Below are 17,680 nucleotides of genomic sequence, written 5' to 3' on the forward strand. Positions count from 1 at the left end.
CCGACGATACTGCTGCCAATCCGTCGGAGCCTGGGGAATACCGGCACTGTGCCCTAGGGTTCTCAAGCAAATGCCGCTGCCTACGCCTTCACCCACGTCCACCGCCGTCGTCACCGGGGCCTCCTCCGGCATCGGCGCCGACCTCGCCCGCGAACTCGCCGCCCGCGGACACGGCGTCACGCTCGTCGCCCGCCGCGAGGACAAGCTGCGAGAGCTCGCAACAGAACTCGCCGACCAGGTCCGCGTCGAGGTCATCGCGGCAGACGTCGCCGACGCCGATGCCCGCGCCGCATTGTTCGACGAAGTCGAACGGCGTGGATTGACCATCGACATCCTGGTCAACAATGCGGGCATCGGCGTGGTCGGCGCGGTCGCCACTGCTCCGGTCGCCGACGAGATCGCACAGGTGCGGGTGAACGTCGAGGCTGTCATCGACCTCACTTCGCGCGCCGTGCAGCAGATGGTGCCGCGCGGTCGCGGCGCGATTCTCAACGTCGGATCGACGGCGGGATTCCAGCCCTTCCCCGGCCAGGCCGGCTATGGCGCCACCAAGGCATTCGTCCGCTACTTCACCGCGGGCCTGCGCGGCGAGCTGGCCGGCACCGGCGTCACCGCCGCGGTTCTGCACCCCGGGCCGGTGCGCACCGAATTCCTGACCGCGGCCGGGATGGACGAGCGCGTATTCGCCGACGCCTTCCCGAAATTCATGTGGATGCCGTCGCGAACCGTCGCCAAGATCGGTATCGACGCGCTCGCCGGCGACCGCGGTGACGTGATCGCGGGCATCCAGAACGTGATCAGCACCCGGATCTTTCAGGCGCTGCCGCACCGCGTGCTGTTGCCGCTGCTGGCCAAGCAGCACCCGGCCCTCAAGCGCGACGCGTCACGCCGCTGACGAGGGCCAGGGCCGCATCCATCCTTCGACCGGCAGGTCCAGCCCGTTGCACAGCGTGCAGACCGTCCGGTACCAGCCGACAGCGATCAACAGCTCCATGCGCTGCTCGTCGTCGAAGCTCTCGCCCAGCGCCTCCCACGTCGACGACGACCACGACCCGGTGCGCTCCAGCTCATCGACCGCTTCGATGAGCACCCGCTCCTCGGCGCTCCACCGCGAATCGTCGGTCTCGCCGATCGCCAGTGCGTCGGCCTCCTCGCCGGACACCCCGACGATCGGACCCCAGAACGCGGCTTGCCCGCCCCACTCGTAGGCGCAGTGCACCAGTCCGCAGATCCGCAGGATCGCGATCGTGCGGACCCGCGGTGGCAGCTTCGTGTCGAGGTAGAGCGACTCGCCCATCTTGCGCAGCTTGCGGGCCATGTCGGGATGGCGCTGCAGACACCGCACCAGCAGCAGCGGTTCGTAGGTGCGGTCGGGATGGCCCCAGCTGCCGATGTCGTTGGCGTCGGAGTCGCTCCACGGCTGGGCCAGCGGCGCCACCCGGCTCACAGGGCGGGCGCCGGCTGCCGGCCACGGATCAGCCGGCCCGGCCGAGCCGACGTGGGCACCCCGTTCTGCGAGATCACCTCACCGGAGACGATCGTCGCCACGTAACCGTCGGCAGTCTGATCCAGCCGTCGCCCGCCTGCGGGCAGATCGGATTTGACGGTCGGCTGGTGCAGCCGCAGGGCGTCGGGGTCGATCACGTTGACGTCGGCCTTGTAGCCCACCGCGAGCCGGCCGCGGTCGGCCAGGCCGGCGACACGCGCAGGCACCGATGTCAGCTCCTGGATCACCCGCTGCACCGACAGCCGGCCCGACTCCCGGTCGCGGACCCAGTGCGTCAGCATGTAGGTGGGAAAGCTTGCGTCGCAGATCATTCCGTAGTGGGCGCCACCGTCACCCAAGCCGAGGACGACGTCGTCGCGCTGAATCAGCTCCGCCACCGTGTCCAGCGAGTTGTCGCGGAAGTTGGCCAGCGTGACCAGCAGCATGGCGTGACCGTCATCGTCGAGCAGCCGGTCGTAGGCCTCCTCCAGTGGCGTGACACCGCGGGCGCGGGCCCGTGCGCCGATCGAGTCCTCCGGCGCTGGTTCGTAGTTCGGCGGATCGCCGAGGGGGTACATGTAGTCCCAGGCCTGAGCCGCGAACATCAGCGGATGCCCGTCGCTGGCCGGGCTGTCATTCAGAATGCGTTCCCGCACTTCCGGTTTGCGCATCTCGGCGACGCGCTCGGCCAGCGGTAGGTCGGCGATCTCCCGGTACGACGGGTACATGACGAACGGGTTGCCGGACAAATCCAGCCCGAGCACCAGCCCGATCGGGCGCGGGAAGATCTGTCCGGTCACGTCGCCACCGTTGGCGTTGGCCTTCTCGACCATGCGCAAGGCGTCGAGGTGGATCGGCGGTCCGGCGTTGCCGATCGCGAGCGTGAACGTCACGGGCAGGCCCACGTCCGAGGCGACGTCGAACACGGCACTCAGCGCACCCTCGTAATCGCCTGCCATGAGGTCCGGCACGAACTGCAACAGTCCGCCGCCGGCATCGTCGACGCCGCGTGCGATCGCCTCGATCTCCTCGTACTGCGCCTCGTAACTCGGAATAGGTTGTCCGCCAGAGGTTTTGTGCAAGGTGAGACGCGACGAGGCGAAGCCCAGTGCGCCTGCACGGATCGCTTCCTCGGCCAGTTTGCGCATCAGCGCCAGATCCTCGGCGGTGGGCAGCTCGCGGTCGACGCCGCGCTGACCCATGACGTAGACGCGGAGCGGGGAGTGCGGAAGGAACGCGGCGACGTCGATGTCCCGGTGCCGCGCATCCAGCGCGTCGAGGAACTCGGGGAACGTCTCCCAGGTCCACGGCAGCCCGTCGACCATCACCACGCCGGGAATGTCCTCGACCCCGGCCATGACGTCGACGAGGACGTCGTGGTCCTCGGGGCGGCAGGGCGCGAACCCGACACCGCAGTTACCCATCACCGCGGTCGTCACGCCGTGCGCCGACGACGGCGTCATTCGGTCCGACCAGATTGCTTGCCCGTCGTAATGGGTGTGCAGGTCGACGAATCCAGGCGTGACGAGCAGTCCCGTGGCGTCGATCTCGCGGTCGCCGTGCTCGGAGACGGTGCCGACCGCGGCGATGACGCCGTCGGACACGGCGACGTCGCCTGAGTAGGGCTCGCCGCCCAAGCCGTCGACGATCGTGCCGTTGCGGATGACCAAGTCGTAACTCATGGGCTCAGATTACGTCGGCTGCCAGTATGGGAGCTGTGATCGATCACTTCGGAATCAACTGCGACAAGTACGCCGAGTCCCAAGACTTCTACGACAAGGTCCTCCACGTCCTGGGCTACCACCGGGTGATGGACTTCGGTGAGGCCATCGGTTACGGCACCGACGGCAAGCCGACGTTCTGGATCGCCGATGCCTCGGCCGGCGAGGCCAACGGGCCCAACCGAGAGGTGCACATCGCCTTCGAGGCCAAGGACGCCGAATCGGTGCAGGCCTTCTTCCACACGGCTCTGGCGCTGGGTGTCGAGCCACTGCACGCGCCGCGGCTGTGGCCCGAGTACCACCCCGGCTACTACGGCGCATTCGTGCGCGACCCCGAGGGCAACAACGTCGAAGCGGTGTTCCACGGTGCCCAGCCTGAAGCTCAGGTCCCGACGAACTCCGCGTAGCGTCACAACCATGGCTGACTCACTGTCCGACGCGGATGCGGCCCGCGAACTCCTGCGTGATTCCTTCACCCGCATCATCGAGCACGTCCAGGACATCACCGACGACCTGACCGACGAGGTCTCGTTCTTCCGGCCGACGTCGACGGCGAACAGCATCGCGTGGCTGGTGTGGCACAGCGCGCGGGTACAGGATGCGCAGCTCGCCGACATCGCCGGAACCGAGCAGGTGTGGTTCACCGGCGGATGGGTCGACCGCTTCGATCTGGACTTGCCCCGCGACGCGCACGGCTACGGTCACACCGCCGAGGATGTGGGCAAGGTGAGAGCACCCGCCGATCTTCTGGCCGGCTACTACCACGCCGTGCACAAGGTCACCCTGGAGTACCTGGCCAGCGTCACCACCGACGAGCTCGCTCGTGTGGTCGACACGAACTGGGATCCGCCGGTCACAGCGAGCATGCGGTTGGTCAGCATCATCGACGACTGCGCTCAGCATCTGGGCCAAGCGGCTTACGTGCGGGGCATCGCTCGCTGACCACCACCGCGGTCCGTTGGTGGCCGCCGCTCGGGCTGGTGGCGATGGTGCTGCTCGGTTGGGCTGTGGGGGAGGGCTCGACTCCGGTCGACGACTGGTTTCAGCGAGCGCACGGAAGCGTGCTGGGCTGGTTGCTGTTCTTCACCGATCAACGCACGGTGCTGGTGATTCTGGTTGGGGCAATGATGTTGGCCGCCTACCGGCGGCGCTGGCTGCTGGTCGCCTTGGTGGGGGTGAGTCCCATTGCGGCTGTGTGGCTTTCGAGTGTGGCCAAGCAGTGGTTCGGCCGGCAGAAGGGTGGGGCGGTCGCCTATCCCAGCGGACACACCACGTTGATGGTGGTGGCGCTCGGCATGGTGCTTCTGGTGGTGGGTGCGCGGCTGGTTGTCGCGGTGGCCGCCATCGCCTGGGCGCTGCTGGGGATGCTCGGTCAGGCAGTGACCTATCACTACTTCACCGACGCGGTCGGCGGGCTCCTGCTGGGCAGCGCGATCGTCTGCGGCGCGTTTGCTGTAATCGCACGAGATTGTTGACGTCGACGTCACAGCGTGCGATGCTCCCGGGGCGGAAATTGCCGTGCCAACAGATTCGGGGGGAATCCATGTCTAGTGCTGTACGTCTGCATACCAAGCTCGCTGCCGCGGTGATGACCGCCGGCGTCGTGGCGACAGCGCCGGCGGCAGTTAACGTCGCGCCGGCGGCCTTGCCCGTAGGAAGCGGCTTGGGTGTGCTCCCAGTGTCGTTCGTCACCGACGCGCTCTACGGGGCCGGTGACGTCGTGAGTGCCGTCGCCGAGGCTGTTTCCATCGGCACCGACCTCGCCCTCGGGCTCAACTACTACTGGGACGACTCCGATTTCGGTGCGGGAGTCCCGGTCAACCCGGTGTTCTTGGCGGCCGCCGCGCTGCAGAATCCTGGCAGTGCGGTGAGCTATCTCGCGCAACTGCTGCTGAACCCCTCGGACAATTACGCGAACTACACATATCCCTGGTATTTCAAGACCGCGGTCGTTGACCCACTGGTCGCGTTGCTGCCGACCGCGTTGGCCTCGGCGGTCAGCAACGCTGTCAACGGCGTCGCCGACGGCATCAACGATGCCTTCGGCGCACTGCCCGACCCGACCGCAGCCGTTACCGCCCTTGCCGACATGTACAGCACTCCGGCTGGGCGGGCGGTGTATGCGGTCCAAAATGCCATTGCACTTCCGGTGACGCTGCTGACCGCCGTGACGTACTACCTGGCGTACCTGCCGGCGAGTGTTGAGGCGACGGCCGAGTCGGCAATTCAGAATCCCGCCGAAATCCCGGGACTGCTGAGCAAATTGGTCTACAACGCGTTGGACCCTGATCTTTACGATGGGTTGCTGGGCAACCTGTCCTACAACCTCATCAAGCCTGCACTCTTCCTTCCGGCACCGATCGGGGAGAGTTCGCTGGGAGCCCATGATGGTCTGGCCTGGAACCTCTACGACGGTTTTGCGACCGCCGTCAACGGACTGCTGAGCAGACTTCCGGCGCCCATCACGCCGACACCGTTCGCTGCGGCTGCGGCTGCGGCAGCGGCTTCGGCGACACCAACAGCTTCGGCGGTGGCTAAGGCAAACGACACTGCGGTGAAAGAGGATTCGGCGTCGACCGACCAGACGTCGACCGACGTGGACGGCACCAACGCAGACGTGCAGGCCGCCGAGACCCCGAACACCCACGCGCAGGTACATCCCGGCCGCAAGGCAGTGACCCCGGAACACAAGTCGGCCAAGCAGGGGCAAGCCGGTAAGTCCGATGGTCATGCGAGCGGCCAGGGCCGCTCAGCGCGTCCCGGGAAGTCCGATAACGCCGCCTGAGCCCGGGTCGTTCACCATGGCGTCACCCCCGGTTTCATTCACGCTGCTAATTTCCGCGCGTGTCACTAGACAGCCATGGCTACACGGTTTTCGATGACGACGATGACGACCCAGTGCTGCTCGACGCGGCCGGTTTGGCCGTCGACACGTGGCGGGAGAATTACCCCTACGACGAGCGGCTGACCCGCAATGAGTACGAAGAGCAGAAGCGCCTCCTGCAGATCGAGCTGCTGAAGCTGCAGAAGTGGAGCCAGGCCAACGGCCTGCGGCACGTCATCGTCTTCGAAGGGCGCGACGCCGCGGGCAAAGGTGGCACCATCAAGCGGTTCATGGAGCACCTCAACCCGAGGGGGGCGCGGGTCGTCGCGCTGGAGAAGCCGACCGAGAAGGAAACCACTCAGTGGTATTTCCAGCGCTACGTCAATCACCTGCCGGCTGCCGGCGAGCTCGTGATGTTCGACCGGTCCTGGTACAACCGCGCCGGGGTCGAGCGGGTGATGGGGTACTGCACGCCCAGGCAGCATGCCGAGTTCATCCGACAGGCGCCGCTGTTCGAGCAAATGCTGGTCAACGACGGCATCAGCCTGACCAAGCTGTGGTTCTCGGTCTCGTCCAGCGAACAGCGCACCCGGTTCACCATCCGGCAGGTCGACCCGGTGCGGCAGTGGAAGCTGTCTCCGACGGATCTGGCCTCGCTGGACAAATGGGATGCCTACACCGCGGCCAAAGAAGACATGTTCGCCTGGACGGATACCGAGATCGCGCCGTGGACCGTCATCAAAAGCAATGACAAGAAACGCGCACGGATCAACGCGATGCGCCACGTGCTGAGTAAGTTCAACTACGACAACAAAGACCATGAGGTGGTCGGCACCCCCGACCCCTTGATCGTGGGCCGCGCAACTCACTCCGACTGAGGCCTCGCGTCCCCACCGAGGAGGACGCGTGCGGTTCGCGGCGACGCTACTGATGTGGCTCGTCACGACGCTCTTGTTGGCGGTCGCGCTGCCGGCGGCATGGGTGCAGCAGCATCTGGTCGACGAAGACGGCTACGCAGCGCTGGCGCAAAAGGCGGCGGCCGATCCCGGGCTGCAGTCGGCGATGGCCTCGGAGTTGACGTCACAGGTGGGCCGATTGGGCACCGGCGTGAACACACAGACGGTGAGCCTGGTCGCTGCCGCCTACACCGCGAGTTCGACGTTCCCGGGCCAGTTCGCCCAGGCGAATCGATTCGCGCACCGATGGCTGTTCACCGACCGGGTTCGTTCGACTGTCGATTCGCAGGGCCGCTGGGTGATCGACGTCGCGCCGATGCTGTCCGATGCTGCGTTCAAGGAGACGCTCAGCGAGTACAACGTCACGCTGCCGTCCTCGATGCCAATCCCGTTGACCGACAACGCTCCATCGGCATTGCGGCCCGGGGCGTTGCGTCCGGTGGCGACTTTTGGCCCGTGGGTCAGCGTCGGCGCGGCCGTCGTGGCCGGACTGTTCGCCCTGCTGACTCTGTTCGTAGCCCGGAGTCGGGGCAAGATGCTGGTGGGTTTGGGCGTGTCGGCTCTGCTGGTCGGTGCTTCAGGCTGGGCGGCAATCGAATTCGGCCGGCGTCGGCTGAACACGGTGCTCGACAACTCATCTGGTGAGATTCGGCGAATCGCCGAGGTGATGGTTGGTACGGCGCAGGACAGCATGCATCAGTGGCTGAACATCACGCTGGTGGTGGGTGGAGGTCTGGTGATCATCGGGGTGATCGTGTCTCTGCTGGTGAGCTTGGCGAAGTCGAGTTAGAGATGCCGTTCGTCACCGATATCGTCGGCCCGCAGGAGCCCGTCACCGAGTGGCCACCGCTGCACCCAGGCACGCTTCGCCGGACGAGCACGATCGACACACATCCGCAGAACTCACAGGTGGCCCGTGCACAACTGCGCGCCCGTGACATCCGGGTGGATTCGTCAGGCGACCAGGAGGTGCTCGACGACGTCGTCGTGCTGGCACGGTTGACCGATGGCATGATCGACGAAATCAGCGGCGATGATCCACGATTGAATCGGCTGCTTGGCGCAAGGGTGGCGCAGGGTTTTCGTGCCAGGGTCCGGGAACTGCTCGGAACCGCCACCGCCCGCTCACCCGCGCTGTACCTTCTGCTCGACGACTGGGTCGGCGCGTCGCTGGTGACGGGCTACGGTGCCCACTACGCCGATGTCACCGGCGGGGTCGAGTGGCCGGTGCCGGATGCCATGTCCGACCATATGGCGGGTGTCTGCTCGGGCTTCGCTCCCGACGCCTCGATCATCCAGTTCACCCGCCGCAACCTGCTCTTGCCATGCGTGCGTGGGCCGCTCGCACCATCGCTCGGCGTTGACGGGATACACCCCGTGGAGCCGCTTCGCCCGCACGGTATGCGGCGGATGCGGAGGCTTGACGTTCTCCCAAGCGGCGTGACAGCCGCATTCGACGCGCATTTCCGCGACTCCCACGTCGACGGCGACGGCATCGAGACAATCGTGCACGAGTACACCGTTGTCGGCGAGATAGATCTTGCCTCGCAATCGATTTCGGAGCTGACGGCCGAGGCAAGGGTGCTGCCGTGGCAGGAATGCCCGGGTGCCTTGGCCAGTGCGCGGCGACTTGTCGGCATGGCGGTGGGCGAGGTGCGCGACCGAGTCCGCACCGAGTTCACCGGGATCTCGACGTGCACCCATCTCAACGACACGCTTCGGTCGCTGAGCGACGCGCAGGCGCTACTTGCCGCCGGCTAGATTCCGGCTGCCATGCTCGCCAGGGGCACTCGTTGTCCTCTTTGGCGTAGTGCCGGGCGACCGGATCCCGCAAGCCGTATCGAGCGGTCAATCATCCGCACTCTCGGGAGCCAGTGCTGGCGGCCGGTCGGGACGACGGTTGTTATTGAAGGCCGAATAGACTCGGCCATTGATCTTGATGTGGTTGGTCCACTGGAATGCAATCGCCAGCACGGCGACACCCGTGCCGAGCGCGAAAAACATTCCTTGGCCCCAGTTGGGGATCTGAGAACAGAACAACAGGGCGATACCAAGTGTGCACCCAATCCAGTACACGCGGCGCTCGATCGAGTCTGGCGACAAAGTCGCCGATTTCCACAGCGGAAACATGCTGAGAATTCCCCCCGCGATTATTGCGATCAGACCGGCGTAGGCCAAAGTGTGCGCCATGATTACCAACTCCCTCCACCGCCGCCAGTAGACCTCAATGCTGGGTCGAAAAGCGACCCGATGCCACCGCCAACCTGTTCGCCGGCACTGCTTCCCACCACACTGGCCGCCACTACGATCGCCGCCGTCGTCCAAGGGCCGGTGAAGGACCCGGCGACGGCTGCGGCTCCCCACGCGGCCGCAGAGCCACCCGCGAACCCGCCGACGGCACTGCCTAGCTCTTCATTGCTTTCGCCCTGGATGCGATCGGTGATTGCAGAGCCGAGCTGAATGATGTCACCAACTCGTCCGACTTTTCCGGCGATATGTGCCCACTTCTCCGCGTCGGCCGGTGACAGCAGGTCTTCCAGCTTCGCGTGGCGCCCGCCGGGCACCCGCTCGCCGTAGGCTTCGACGCCCGCGGATGCAGGACCCGTGTAGTCAGTGAGATCGCTTACTCTATGGACCAAGTCACTGATCACCGATTTAGCGCCATCCTCCGACATGCCTTGGCTGGTAAGGGCGTTCATCGCCTGCTTGACAGCGACGACGCGGCCGAACTGGTCTCCTTCGTCTAGGGACTGTGTCGCTTGGTCAGCGGACATCGGCGGCAGACCGTAAAGCCCCTGCTCCAAATTTCGTTGCATGTCTAGCCGCTTCTGTGCCTGTGTTCGCGCATCTCCACCCAGAACAGGATCCTTCGGTAACGGCCCGACAAAGTGCGCCATGCGGAAATCGTCGAGTCGTTCGCCCGCGAGCCGACGCGCGTCCGTATTGGCCGCCGGATTCGTCACCGTGGCGAAATCGCGCAAACGTGCTGCGGCATCGGCCTTTTCCTGAGTCATCGGCCCGTCGCTATTGACCAGTGCCTCATCCTTGGCGCGCTGGTTTGCATCGTAGTAGTCGGTGGACTCCCGCCCGCGCTGCTCGGATCCAGGCTCACCGTCACCGTCGACGTCCTCGATCGGCGCGGGATCGTAGCCGTGCTCGGCACGCAGGTCTGTCAGCGACGACTCCAACTTGGTGCCGTAGTCGTCACGCAGGGCTTCCACCTGATGTAGCACCCCGGACGTCGCGGCGATTGCATTGTCCTCCAATGCCGAAGTGTCCTGATCGTGGGCCAACGCTTGATCGATCAGCGCGTCGATGTAGTGCAACTGGGTGTTGAGAGTTTCCACCTGCATGCCGGAAAAGCGCTGCGCTTCAGCCAGGTTCGCGGCAATATTGGATAGGTCTGTACCGATCGCGGGCAGCTGATCTCGTTGAACCATCAATCGCGTGGTGGCGCGCTGAACCTCAGCGCTGTCATTGATCGGATGCTCGCCGTTCTCCCGGTTCCACGACGCCCGGAAGCGCTGCTGTGCCTGTTCGAACTCCGTGTATGTCTCGGCCGTGCAGGCACCAGCGCTGTAAAACGCACGGCCAAGGTCGGCGATCGCTCCCGGGTCTCCGCTCTGCAGCGTCTCGTCGACCTTCCATGGATTACCGCCGGCCTCACCGATGAGGGCGCCGACGCTGATGTGGACCAGGCTCGGGTATTCGGTCACAGCACCGAACGCAGAGCCTCGGCGTTGCGCTCCTCCATCTCGACGAACACCGACGCGGTCTTGTGGCCCTTATCGCCGAGGACCCCAAGTCGGTTCTCGTGGTCGCGTAGCCGCTGGATGTGGTTGCTGTGCGCGTCGGACAGCGCGCCGTGAAACGACTCCGCTGCCGGGAACGCACCGAAGATGCCCGACGCCGGGTTGACACGGCTCAGCTGGTCGGCGCCCTCCATCGCAAAAGAGGCAGCGTTGTACGAGCGGTTTGCGCCCGACCGCATCTCATCGACGTCGACCTGCACTGAACACCCCCTGACGAGTTAGCTGCCAGCTAGAGGGTACTACGTCATCCGCGCTGGTCAACTCACCCAATCACCCCAGCATGCGATGCAGGAACGAGTAACTCAGCGCTGACTTGAAGGCGGTCTGGGCGTTGTCGGCCGCGCCGGCGTGGCCGCCCTCGATGTTCTCGTAGTACCAGACCGGATGTCCCGCCGCTTCGAGCGCAGCCGTCATCTTCCGGGCATGACCGGGATGCACCCGGTCGTCACGCGTCGACGTCGTCACCAGCACCGGGGGATACCGCTTGTCGGTGGAAATGTTCTGGTACGGCGAGTATTCCGAAATGAACTCCCAGTCCTGCGGATCGTCCGGGTCGCCGTACTCGGCGACCCACGATGCTCCGGCCAGCAGCAGATGAAACCGCCTCATATCCAGCAGCGGAACCTGGCACACCAGCGCGCCGAAAAGCTGCGGGTACTTCGTCAGCATGATGCCCATCAGCAGCCCGCCGTTGCTCCCGCCCTGAGCACCCAGCTGCGCGACGGTGGTGATCCCGCGGGCGACCAGATCGCTTGCCACCGCGGCGAAATCCTCGGCCACCTTATGCCGGCCCTCGCGCATCGCCTGCGTGTGCCAGCTCGGTCCGTACTCGCCGCCACCCCGGATGTTGGCCAGAACGTACGTACCACCCCGCGACAGCCACAACCGACCCAACACTCCGTCGTAACCCGGGGTGCGAGACACCTCGAAGCCGCCGTACCCACCCAGCAGCGTCGGGCCTGCGGTCTGATTGTGTTTGTGGCCGACGACGAAGTAGGGAACCGCCGTGCCGTCGTCGGAGGTTGCGAAATGTTGGGACACCGCCAAGTCCGCGGCGTCGAAGAACGATGGGGCCCGTTTGATCTCGGTCAGCTCTCCGCCTGCCCTGCCGTACAGCAGTCGTGACGGCGTGATGAAATCGCTGGAATCCAAGAAGATTTCGTCGCCGTGCTCATCGGTGGCGACGATCACCGTGTTGCCCTCCACGCCCACGACCGGTTCCCGAAGCCAGGATCCCGGCGTCACGACCTCCACCCGGCTGGCCACGTCGACGAGTGTCACCAGCAGCAACCGATCGAGCGTCCACGAGTACTGGTGCAGGCTGGAACGTTCGTCGGGCTCGAATACGACAGCCAATTCGGCTGTGCCAGCGAGGAATTCCTCGTATTTCGCGGCCAGCAGCGATCCGGTCCGGTACGACGCGGTGCCGGTATCCCAGTCGCTGCGCAATTCGATCAGTAACCACTCGCGGTGAATCGACAAGCTCGCGTCGGTCGGGGCGTCAATGCGAATGAGTTCACCGGATCGGAGCTCGTACACCTCGTCGTTGAAGAAATCGACGGCTCGGCTCACGTGGGTGCGTTCGTACCCAGGCGTCCGGTCGACTGACGCCCCCACGGCCACGTCAGTGACCGGACCGGTGAACACCGTCTCCGCCTCGGCCAACGGCTGGCCACGCCGCCACCGCTTCACCATCCGGGGATAACCGGACTCGGTCATCGAGTCGGGTCCGAAATCCGTACCCACCAGCAGGGTGTCGACGTCCTCCCACGAGACCCGTGATTTCGCCTCCGGCAATTCGAACCCGCCGACCACGAATTGCCGCGTCGCCATGTCGAATTCGCGCACGATCGCCGCATCCGAGCCGCCCGGCGACAACGACACCAGTGCGCGCGTGAGGTCCGGTTCGATGACGTCGGCGCCGGCCCAGACCCACTTCTCACCGTCAGCCGCCGCGAGCTCGTCGACGTCGACGATGACGTCCCAGTCGGGATCCTCGCTCAGGTAGCTCTTCAGCGTGGTCCGTCGCCACAAGCCTCTCGGGTTGGCGGCGTCGCGCCAGAAGTTGTACAGATACTCGCCGCGCCGGCGCACGTATGCAATGCGCGCATCAGTGTCGAGCACTTCCAGGGCCTCGGCGCGCATCTGCTCGAACAGCTCTCCGCTGAACTCCGCGACGGTCGGATCGTTGTGCTTGCGCACCCAGTCGAGCTGGTCCTCGCCGGCGATGTCTTCGAGCCAGAGGTAGGGGTCGTCGGCCATGTGTCCATTCTGCGGGCAGCGGTAGTGTGAGCTGTGTTACACGTCGGATCGACGAGGAGTCTGCCATGACTGTTTTCGCCCGCCCCGGTGCTTCGGGGTCTGCCATGTCTTTTCAGGCTCGGTATGAGAACTTCATCGGTGGTGAGTGGGTGGCGCCCGCGGGTGGTCAGTATTTCGAGAACCCGACGCCGGTCACCGGCGAAGTCTTCACCGAGGTGGCGCGCTCCACCGACGCTGATATCGAGAAGGCGTTGGATGCCGCGCACGCCGCCGCCCCCGCCTGGGGCAAGACCTCGGCGGGGGAACGGTCGGTCATTCTGAACAAGATCGCTGACCGTATCGAGGCCAATCTGGAGTCGATCGCGTTGGCTGAGTCGTGGGATAACGGCAAGCCGATCCGTGAGACCTTGAATGCCGATATTCCGTTGGCGGTGGACCACTTTCGTTATTTCGCCGCCGCGATCCGCGCTCAGGAAGGCGCCCTGTCGCAGATCGATGAAGACACCGTCGCCTACCACTTCCACGAGCCACTCGGGGTGGTGGGGCAGATCATTCCCTGGAACTTCCCGATCCTGATGGCGGTCTGGAAACTCGCGCCGGCACTGGCCGCGGGTAACGCGATCGTCCTCAAGCCGGCCGAGCAGACCCCGGCCTCGGTGCTGTACCTGATCTCGTTGATCGCCGATCTGCTGCCGGCGGGGGTGTTGAACGTGGTCAATGGGTTCGGGGTGGAGGCCGGCAAGCCGCTGGCCTCGAGCAACCGGATCGCCAAGATCGCGTTCACCGGGGAGACCACCACCGGCCGGTTGATCATGCAGTACGCCTCCCAGAACCTGATCCCGGTCACGTTGGAGTTGGGTGGCAAGAGCCCGAACATCTTCTTCTCCGATGTGATGGCCGCCAACGATGACTATCAGGACAAGGCGTTGGAGGGTTTCACGATGTTCGCCCTCAACCAGGGTGAGGTGTGTACGTGCCCGTCGCGCAGCCTGATTCAGTCCGACATCTACGACGAGTTCCTGGCGATGGCGGCGATCCGCACCAAGGCGGTGCGCCAGGGTGATCCCTTGGACACCGAGACGATGATCGGGGCGCAGGCCTCGAACGATCAGTTGGAGAAGATCTTGTCCTACATCGAGATCGGCAAGAGCGAAGGCGCTCAAATCCTGACCGGCGGGGAACGTGCCGAGTTGGGTGGCGATCTCAATGGCGGTTACTACGTGCAGCCGACGATCTTTACCGGCGACAACGCGATGCGGATTTTCCAGGAGGAGATCTTCGGGCCGGTGGTGTCGGTGACGTCGTTCACCGATTACGACGACGCGATCCGCATCGCCAACGACACCCTCTACGGGTTGGGGGCCGGGGTGTGGAGCCGCGACGGCAACACCGCCTACCGCGCGGGCCGCGATATCAAGGCCGGCCGGGTCTGGACCAACTGCTACCACGCCTATCCCGCGCACGCGGCGTTCGGCGGCTACAAGCAGTCCGGCATCGGCCGGGAAAACCACAAGATGATGCTCGACCATTACCAGCAGACCAAGAACCTGCTCGTCTCCTACTCCAACAAAGCCCAAGGATTCTTCTGATGAGTGATGCGCCGCCGCGGGCACTGATCACCGCGGCGGCCGCCGAGCTCCTGCACAGCCTGCAGCAACGGCACGGGCCGGTGATGTTCCACCAGTCCGGCGGCTGCTGCGACGGCTCCTCGCCGATGTGTTACCCCGACGGTGACTTCATCGTCGGCGACCGTGACGTGCTGCTCGGGGTGCTCGAAGGCGCCCCGGTGTGGATCTCCGGCCCGCAATTCGAAACCTGGAAGCACACCCAGCTGGTCATCGACGTCGTGCCCGGTCGCGGCGGCGGCTTCAGCCTGGAAGCCCCCGAGGGCATGCGCTTTCTGAGCCGGGGCCGGGCCTTCACCGACGCCGAAAACCAGTTGCTGGCCAGCGAATCTGTACTGACCGGAGCCGACTACGAGCGTGGCGCGCGCCCCACCGAACGCCTCGATCTGGTGGTCGCCGAGGCTGCCGACGCATGTGCAATCCCTGGTCGGCGCGCCGGAGTCGTTCAGCAATAGTCCGGGCGACTGCAAGTACCCTCAAAAGGGTGATACCCCTGCCCCGGGCATGGCTGCTCACAAGTGCGTTGCTGGTCGGCACGGTGACCGGTCTGATTGCGGCGGTCGTGGCCACCCTGCTGGTCAAGACGCCGATTCGCCCCGATCTGGTCGTCGGCCTGGTGGTGGCTGTCCCGAGCGTCATCGGAATGTTGCTGATCCTGTTCTCCGGCCGGCGCTGGATCACGACGGTGGGGGCGTTCATTCTGGCGATGGCGCCAGGTTGGCTGGGGGCGTTGGTTCTCGTTCAGGTGGTGTCCAGTGGGTGAAAAAACGTCCCTTCCGTCGACCGAGCCCCATCACGCCCCGATCTTCGATACCGGCCCGCATCCTGACGTGCTCAGGTCGCTGACGGATGAACCCGAGGCGGAGGTCTCGGAGGAGTCCATCGCGTTCAGCGAGTTGGAGCATTTCGACACCGACGCGTTCCTGCGCCCGCTCGACGGGATCCCGCATGCCGAACCGGTCGTCGTGCCTCCCGCGTCGAAGGCGGTCGAGGGCGCCTACCAACACGTGAAGCGGTGGCAGTTCGTGTTCCTCGTGGCCGCGGTCTGGGTGCTGGCCGCGGCAGCCGGCCTGGGCTTCTACTTCTGGTGGTACACCTCGCTGCACAAGACCCCGGCGGTCTTCTGCGTGCTGATCTACCTGATCGTCTGCTCGGTGGGCAGCATGCTGATGTCCATGGTGCAGAACCGTCCATCGCTAACAGCGCTGGCCATCGCCCTGATGTCGGCGCCACTGGCCTCGGTGGCCACCGCTGCGCTGCTACACGGCGCCTACTACTTCGAATGGATCGCCCGCCCGACGATAAGCTGAGGTCGTGACTCACTATGACGTCGTCGTCCTCGGAGCCGGCCCTGGCGGGTACGTCGCGGCTATCCGCGCCGCCCAGCTCGGACTGAACACCGCGATCATCGAACCCAAGTATTGGGGCGGGGTCTGCCTCAATGTCGGCTGCATCCCCTCGAAAGCGTTGCTGCGCAACGCGGAGCTGGCCCACATCTTCACCAAAGAGGCCAAGACGTTCGGCATCAGCGGCGAGGCCACGTTCGACTACGGAGCTGCGTTCGATCGCAGCCGCAAGGTCGCCGACGGCCGCGTCGCCGGCGTCCACTTCCTGATGAAGAAGAACAAGATCACCGAGATCCACGGCTACGGGAAGTTCACCGGACCGAACAGCATCGAGGTCGATCTCAACGAGGGTGGCACCGAGAAGCTCGAGTTCGACAACGCGATCATCGCGACCGGATCGAGCACCCGCCTGGTTCCCGGTACGTCGCTGTCGGAGAACGTCGTCACCTACGAAAAGCAGATCCTGTCGCGGGAGCTGCCGAAGTCGATCGTCATCGCCGGCGCCGGCGCCATCGGCATGGAGTTCGCCTACGTTCTCAAGAACTACGGCGTCGACGTCACCATCGTCGAGTTCCTGCCGCGGGCGCTGCCCAACGAGGACGCCGAGGTCTCCAAGGAGATCGAGAAGCGGTACAAGAAACTCGGCGTGAAGATCCTCACCGGCACCAAGGTCGAGAAGATCGAAGACGACGGATCGACCGTCACCGTCACCGTCAGCAAGGACGGCAAGACCGAAGAGCTCAAAGCCGAAAAGGTGATGCAGGCCATCGGTTTTGGACCCAATGTCGAAGGATTCGGTCTGGACAAGGCCGGAGTCGAGCTGACCGACCGCAAGGCGATCGGGATCGACGACTACATGCGCACCAACGTCCCGCACATCTACGCGATCGGCGACGTCACCGCCAAGCTGCAGTTGGCGCATGTGGCCGAGGCGATGGGTGTGGTGGCCGCCGAGACCATCGCCGGCGCCGAGACGCTGGCATTCGGCGACTACCGGATGATGCCGCGCGCGACGTTCTGCCAGCCGCAGGTGGCCAGCTTCGGTCTCACCGAGGAGCAGGCCCGCGACGAGGGTTACGACGTCGTCGTTGCGAAGTTCCCGTTCACCGCCAACGGCAAGGCGCACGGCCTGGCCGACCCCACCGGGTTCGTGAAGCTGGTTGCCGACAAGAAGCACCTGGAGCTGCTCGGCGGGCACCTGATCGGGCCTGACGTCTCCGAGCTGCTGCCGGAGCTGACCCTGGCCCAGAAGTGGGACCTGACCGCCAACGAGTTGGCCCGCAATGTGCACACCCACCCGACACTGTCGGAGGCTCTCCAGGAATGCTTCCACGGTCTCGCCGGCCACATGATCAACTTTTGAGGCCGACACTGATCGCCGGCATCGGCGGACTTGTGCTCGGCCACATCCTGTGGCTGGTTGGTATTTCCCTGGCCACCGACGGAGAAGATGTCAGCTTCTGGGTGCTGATCCTGTCCGCGGTGATCGCAGTGCTGGCCGCAGTGATCGGCTATCTGGCGTGGCGGAATTATCAGCGCAAGAACTCCAGGTGGGCGGCGTTCCTGGGCTGTGTGCCGGTCTCACCGGTGATCTTCACCCTGATCGTTCTGGGCGTCACCTATCTATAGCCGTTTCTCTCAGCTGATC

20 protein-coding genes are annotated in these 17,680 nt (G+C 65.1%); 14 read left to right on the forward strand and 6 right to left on the reverse strand.

Features of this window, described 5'->3' with window-relative positions; genetic code table 11:
• Positions 1 to 70: 70 nt before the first annotated feature.
• Positions 71 to 895 carry an SDR family oxidoreductase gene (locus AB431_RS03545; protein WP_047328780.1) on the forward strand — a complete coding sequence of 275 codons (825 nt, stop codon included), beginning with the start codon at positions 71 to 73 and terminating at the stop codon, positions 893 to 895.
• On the opposite strand, the gene AB431_RS03550 is transcribed toward AB431_RS03545, so the two are convergent.
• Both AB431_RS03550 and AB431_RS03555 read right to left on the reverse strand, forming a co-directional pair.
• Positions 884 to 1,447, reverse strand: coding sequence for a carboxymuconolactone decarboxylase family protein (locus AB431_RS03550; RefSeq protein ID WP_047328781.1), 564 nt, complete (start codon positions 1,445 to 1,447; stop codon positions 884 to 886). The two genes, AB431_RS03545 and AB431_RS03550, sit on opposite strands and share 12 nt — an antisense overlap.
• Positions 1,444 to 3,168 (reverse strand): amidohydrolase family protein, encoded by a 1,725-nt coding sequence (locus AB431_RS03555; protein ID WP_047328782.1) that lies wholly within the window; start codon positions 3,166 to 3,168, stop codon positions 1,444 to 1,446. The genes AB431_RS03550 and AB431_RS03555 overlap by 4 nt, the downstream gene beginning before the upstream one ends.
• Before the next feature lie 35 nt (positions 3,169 to 3,203).
• On the opposite strand from AB431_RS03555, the gene AB431_RS03560 reads away from it, so the two are divergent.
• The 7 genes from AB431_RS03560 to AB431_RS03590 all read left to right on the forward strand — a co-directional run bounded on the left by AB431_RS03560 (position 3,204) and on the right by AB431_RS03590 (position 8,748).
• Positions 3,204 to 3,614 (forward strand): VOC family protein, encoded by a 411-nt coding sequence (locus tag AB431_RS03560; RefSeq protein WP_047333043.1) that lies wholly within the window; start codon positions 3,204 to 3,206, stop codon positions 3,612 to 3,614.
• Between the two features lie 10 nt (positions 3,615 to 3,624).
• On the forward strand, positions 3,625 to 4,149 hold the full coding sequence (locus AB431_RS03565) for a mycothiol transferase (RefSeq protein WP_047328783.1): 525 nt from the start codon (positions 3,625 to 3,627) through the stop codon (positions 4,147 to 4,149).
• A gap of 44 nt (positions 4,150 to 4,193) precedes the next feature.
• Positions 4,194 to 4,682, forward strand: coding sequence for a PA-phosphatase (locus tag AB431_RS03570; RefSeq protein ID WP_047333044.1), 489 nt, complete (start codon positions 4,194 to 4,196; stop codon positions 4,680 to 4,682).
• Positions 4,683 to 4,750: 68 nt separating this feature from the next.
• Entirely contained in the window at positions 4,751 to 5,992 is a 1,242-nt protein-coding gene (locus AB431_RS03575; protein WP_144418183.1) for a hypothetical protein, read from the forward strand.
• A gap of 59 nt (positions 5,993 to 6,051) precedes the next feature.
• A complete protein-coding gene (ppk2, locus tag AB431_RS03580) occupies positions 6,052 to 6,909 on the forward strand; it encodes a polyphosphate kinase 2 (RefSeq protein WP_047328785.1) in 858 nt (285 codons plus the stop codon).
• A 28-nt stretch (positions 6,910 to 6,937) separates the two neighbouring features.
• Entirely contained in the window at positions 6,938 to 7,777 is an 840-nt protein-coding gene (locus AB431_RS03585) for a hypothetical protein (RefSeq protein ID WP_047328786.1), read from the forward strand.
• 2 nt (positions 7,778 to 7,779) lie between these two features.
• Positions 7,780 to 8,748, forward strand: a complete 969-nt coding sequence (locus tag AB431_RS03590) for a DUF2889 domain-containing protein (RefSeq protein ID WP_047328787.1) — start codon at positions 7,780 to 7,782, stop codon at positions 8,746 to 8,748.
• Positions 8,749 to 8,835: 87 nt separating this feature from the next.
• Here the strand turns inward: AB431_RS03590 and AB431_RS03595 are convergent, their stop codons facing one another.
• From AB431_RS03595 to AB431_RS03610, 4 genes are all read right to left on the reverse strand, one after another.
• Positions 8,836 to 9,177, reverse strand: coding sequence for a hypothetical protein (locus AB431_RS03595; protein ID WP_047328788.1), 342 nt, complete (start codon positions 9,175 to 9,177; stop codon positions 8,836 to 8,838).
• A 2-nt stretch (positions 9,178 to 9,179) separates the two neighbouring features.
• Positions 9,180 to 10,703: a hypothetical protein gene (locus AB431_RS29395; protein ID WP_052960177.1), complete on the reverse strand. Its 1,524-nt coding sequence runs from the start codon at positions 10,701 to 10,703 to the stop codon at positions 9,180 to 9,182.
• On the reverse strand, positions 10,700 to 10,999 hold the full coding sequence (locus tag AB431_RS03605; RefSeq protein ID WP_047328789.1) for a DUF2563 family protein: 300 nt from the start codon (positions 10,997 to 10,999) through the stop codon (positions 10,700 to 10,702). Before AB431_RS03605 ends, AB431_RS29395 begins: the two co-directional genes overlap by 4 nt.
• Positions 11,000 to 11,069: 70 nt before the next feature.
• Complete coding sequence (locus tag AB431_RS03610; protein ID WP_047328790.1) at positions 11,070 to 13,061, reverse strand: prolyl oligopeptidase family protein; 1,992 nt, start codon at positions 13,059 to 13,061, stop codon at positions 11,070 to 11,072.
• Positions 13,062 to 13,126: 65 nt separating this feature from the next.
• On the opposite strand from AB431_RS03610, the gene adh reads away from it, so the two are divergent.
• The 6 genes from adh to AB431_RS03640 are packed head-to-tail and all read left to right on the forward strand — an operon-like array spanning position 13,127 to position 17,661.
• On the forward strand, positions 13,127 to 14,650 hold the full coding sequence (adh, locus tag AB431_RS03615; protein ID WP_047328791.1) for an aldehyde dehydrogenase: 1,524 nt from the start codon (positions 13,127 to 13,129) through the stop codon (positions 14,648 to 14,650).
• Positions 14,650 to 15,141 carry a DUF779 domain-containing protein gene (locus AB431_RS03620; protein ID WP_047328792.1) on the forward strand — a complete coding sequence of 164 codons (492 nt, stop codon included), beginning with the start codon at positions 14,650 to 14,652 and terminating at the stop codon, positions 15,139 to 15,141. The genes adh and AB431_RS03620 overlap by 1 nt, the downstream gene beginning before the upstream one ends.
• A 29-nt stretch (positions 15,142 to 15,170) precedes the next feature.
• Positions 15,171 to 15,449 carry a putative holin gene (locus tag AB431_RS03625; protein WP_047328793.1) on the forward strand — a complete coding sequence of 93 codons (279 nt, stop codon included), beginning with the start codon at positions 15,171 to 15,173 and terminating at the stop codon, positions 15,447 to 15,449.
• Positions 15,442 to 15,996 (forward strand): hypothetical protein, encoded by a 555-nt coding sequence (locus AB431_RS03630; protein WP_047328794.1) that lies wholly within the window; start codon positions 15,442 to 15,444, stop codon positions 15,994 to 15,996. Before AB431_RS03625 ends, AB431_RS03630 begins: the two co-directional genes overlap by 8 nt.
• Before the next feature lie 4 nt (positions 15,997 to 16,000).
• Positions 16,001 to 17,395 (forward strand): dihydrolipoyl dehydrogenase, encoded by a 1,395-nt coding sequence (gene lpdA, locus AB431_RS03635; RefSeq protein WP_047328795.1) that lies wholly within the window; start codon positions 16,001 to 16,003, stop codon positions 17,393 to 17,395.
• On the forward strand, positions 17,392 to 17,661 hold the full coding sequence (locus AB431_RS03640; protein WP_047328796.1) for a hypothetical protein: 270 nt from the start codon (positions 17,392 to 17,394) through the stop codon (positions 17,659 to 17,661). Before lpdA ends, AB431_RS03640 begins: the two co-directional genes overlap by 4 nt.
• Positions 17,662 to 17,680 lie beyond the last annotated feature (19 nt).

Source organism: Mycobacterium sp. EPa45 (assembly GCF_001021385.1).
Taxonomy (GTDB): domain Bacteria; phylum Actinomycetota; class Actinomycetes; order Mycobacteriales; family Mycobacteriaceae; genus Mycobacterium.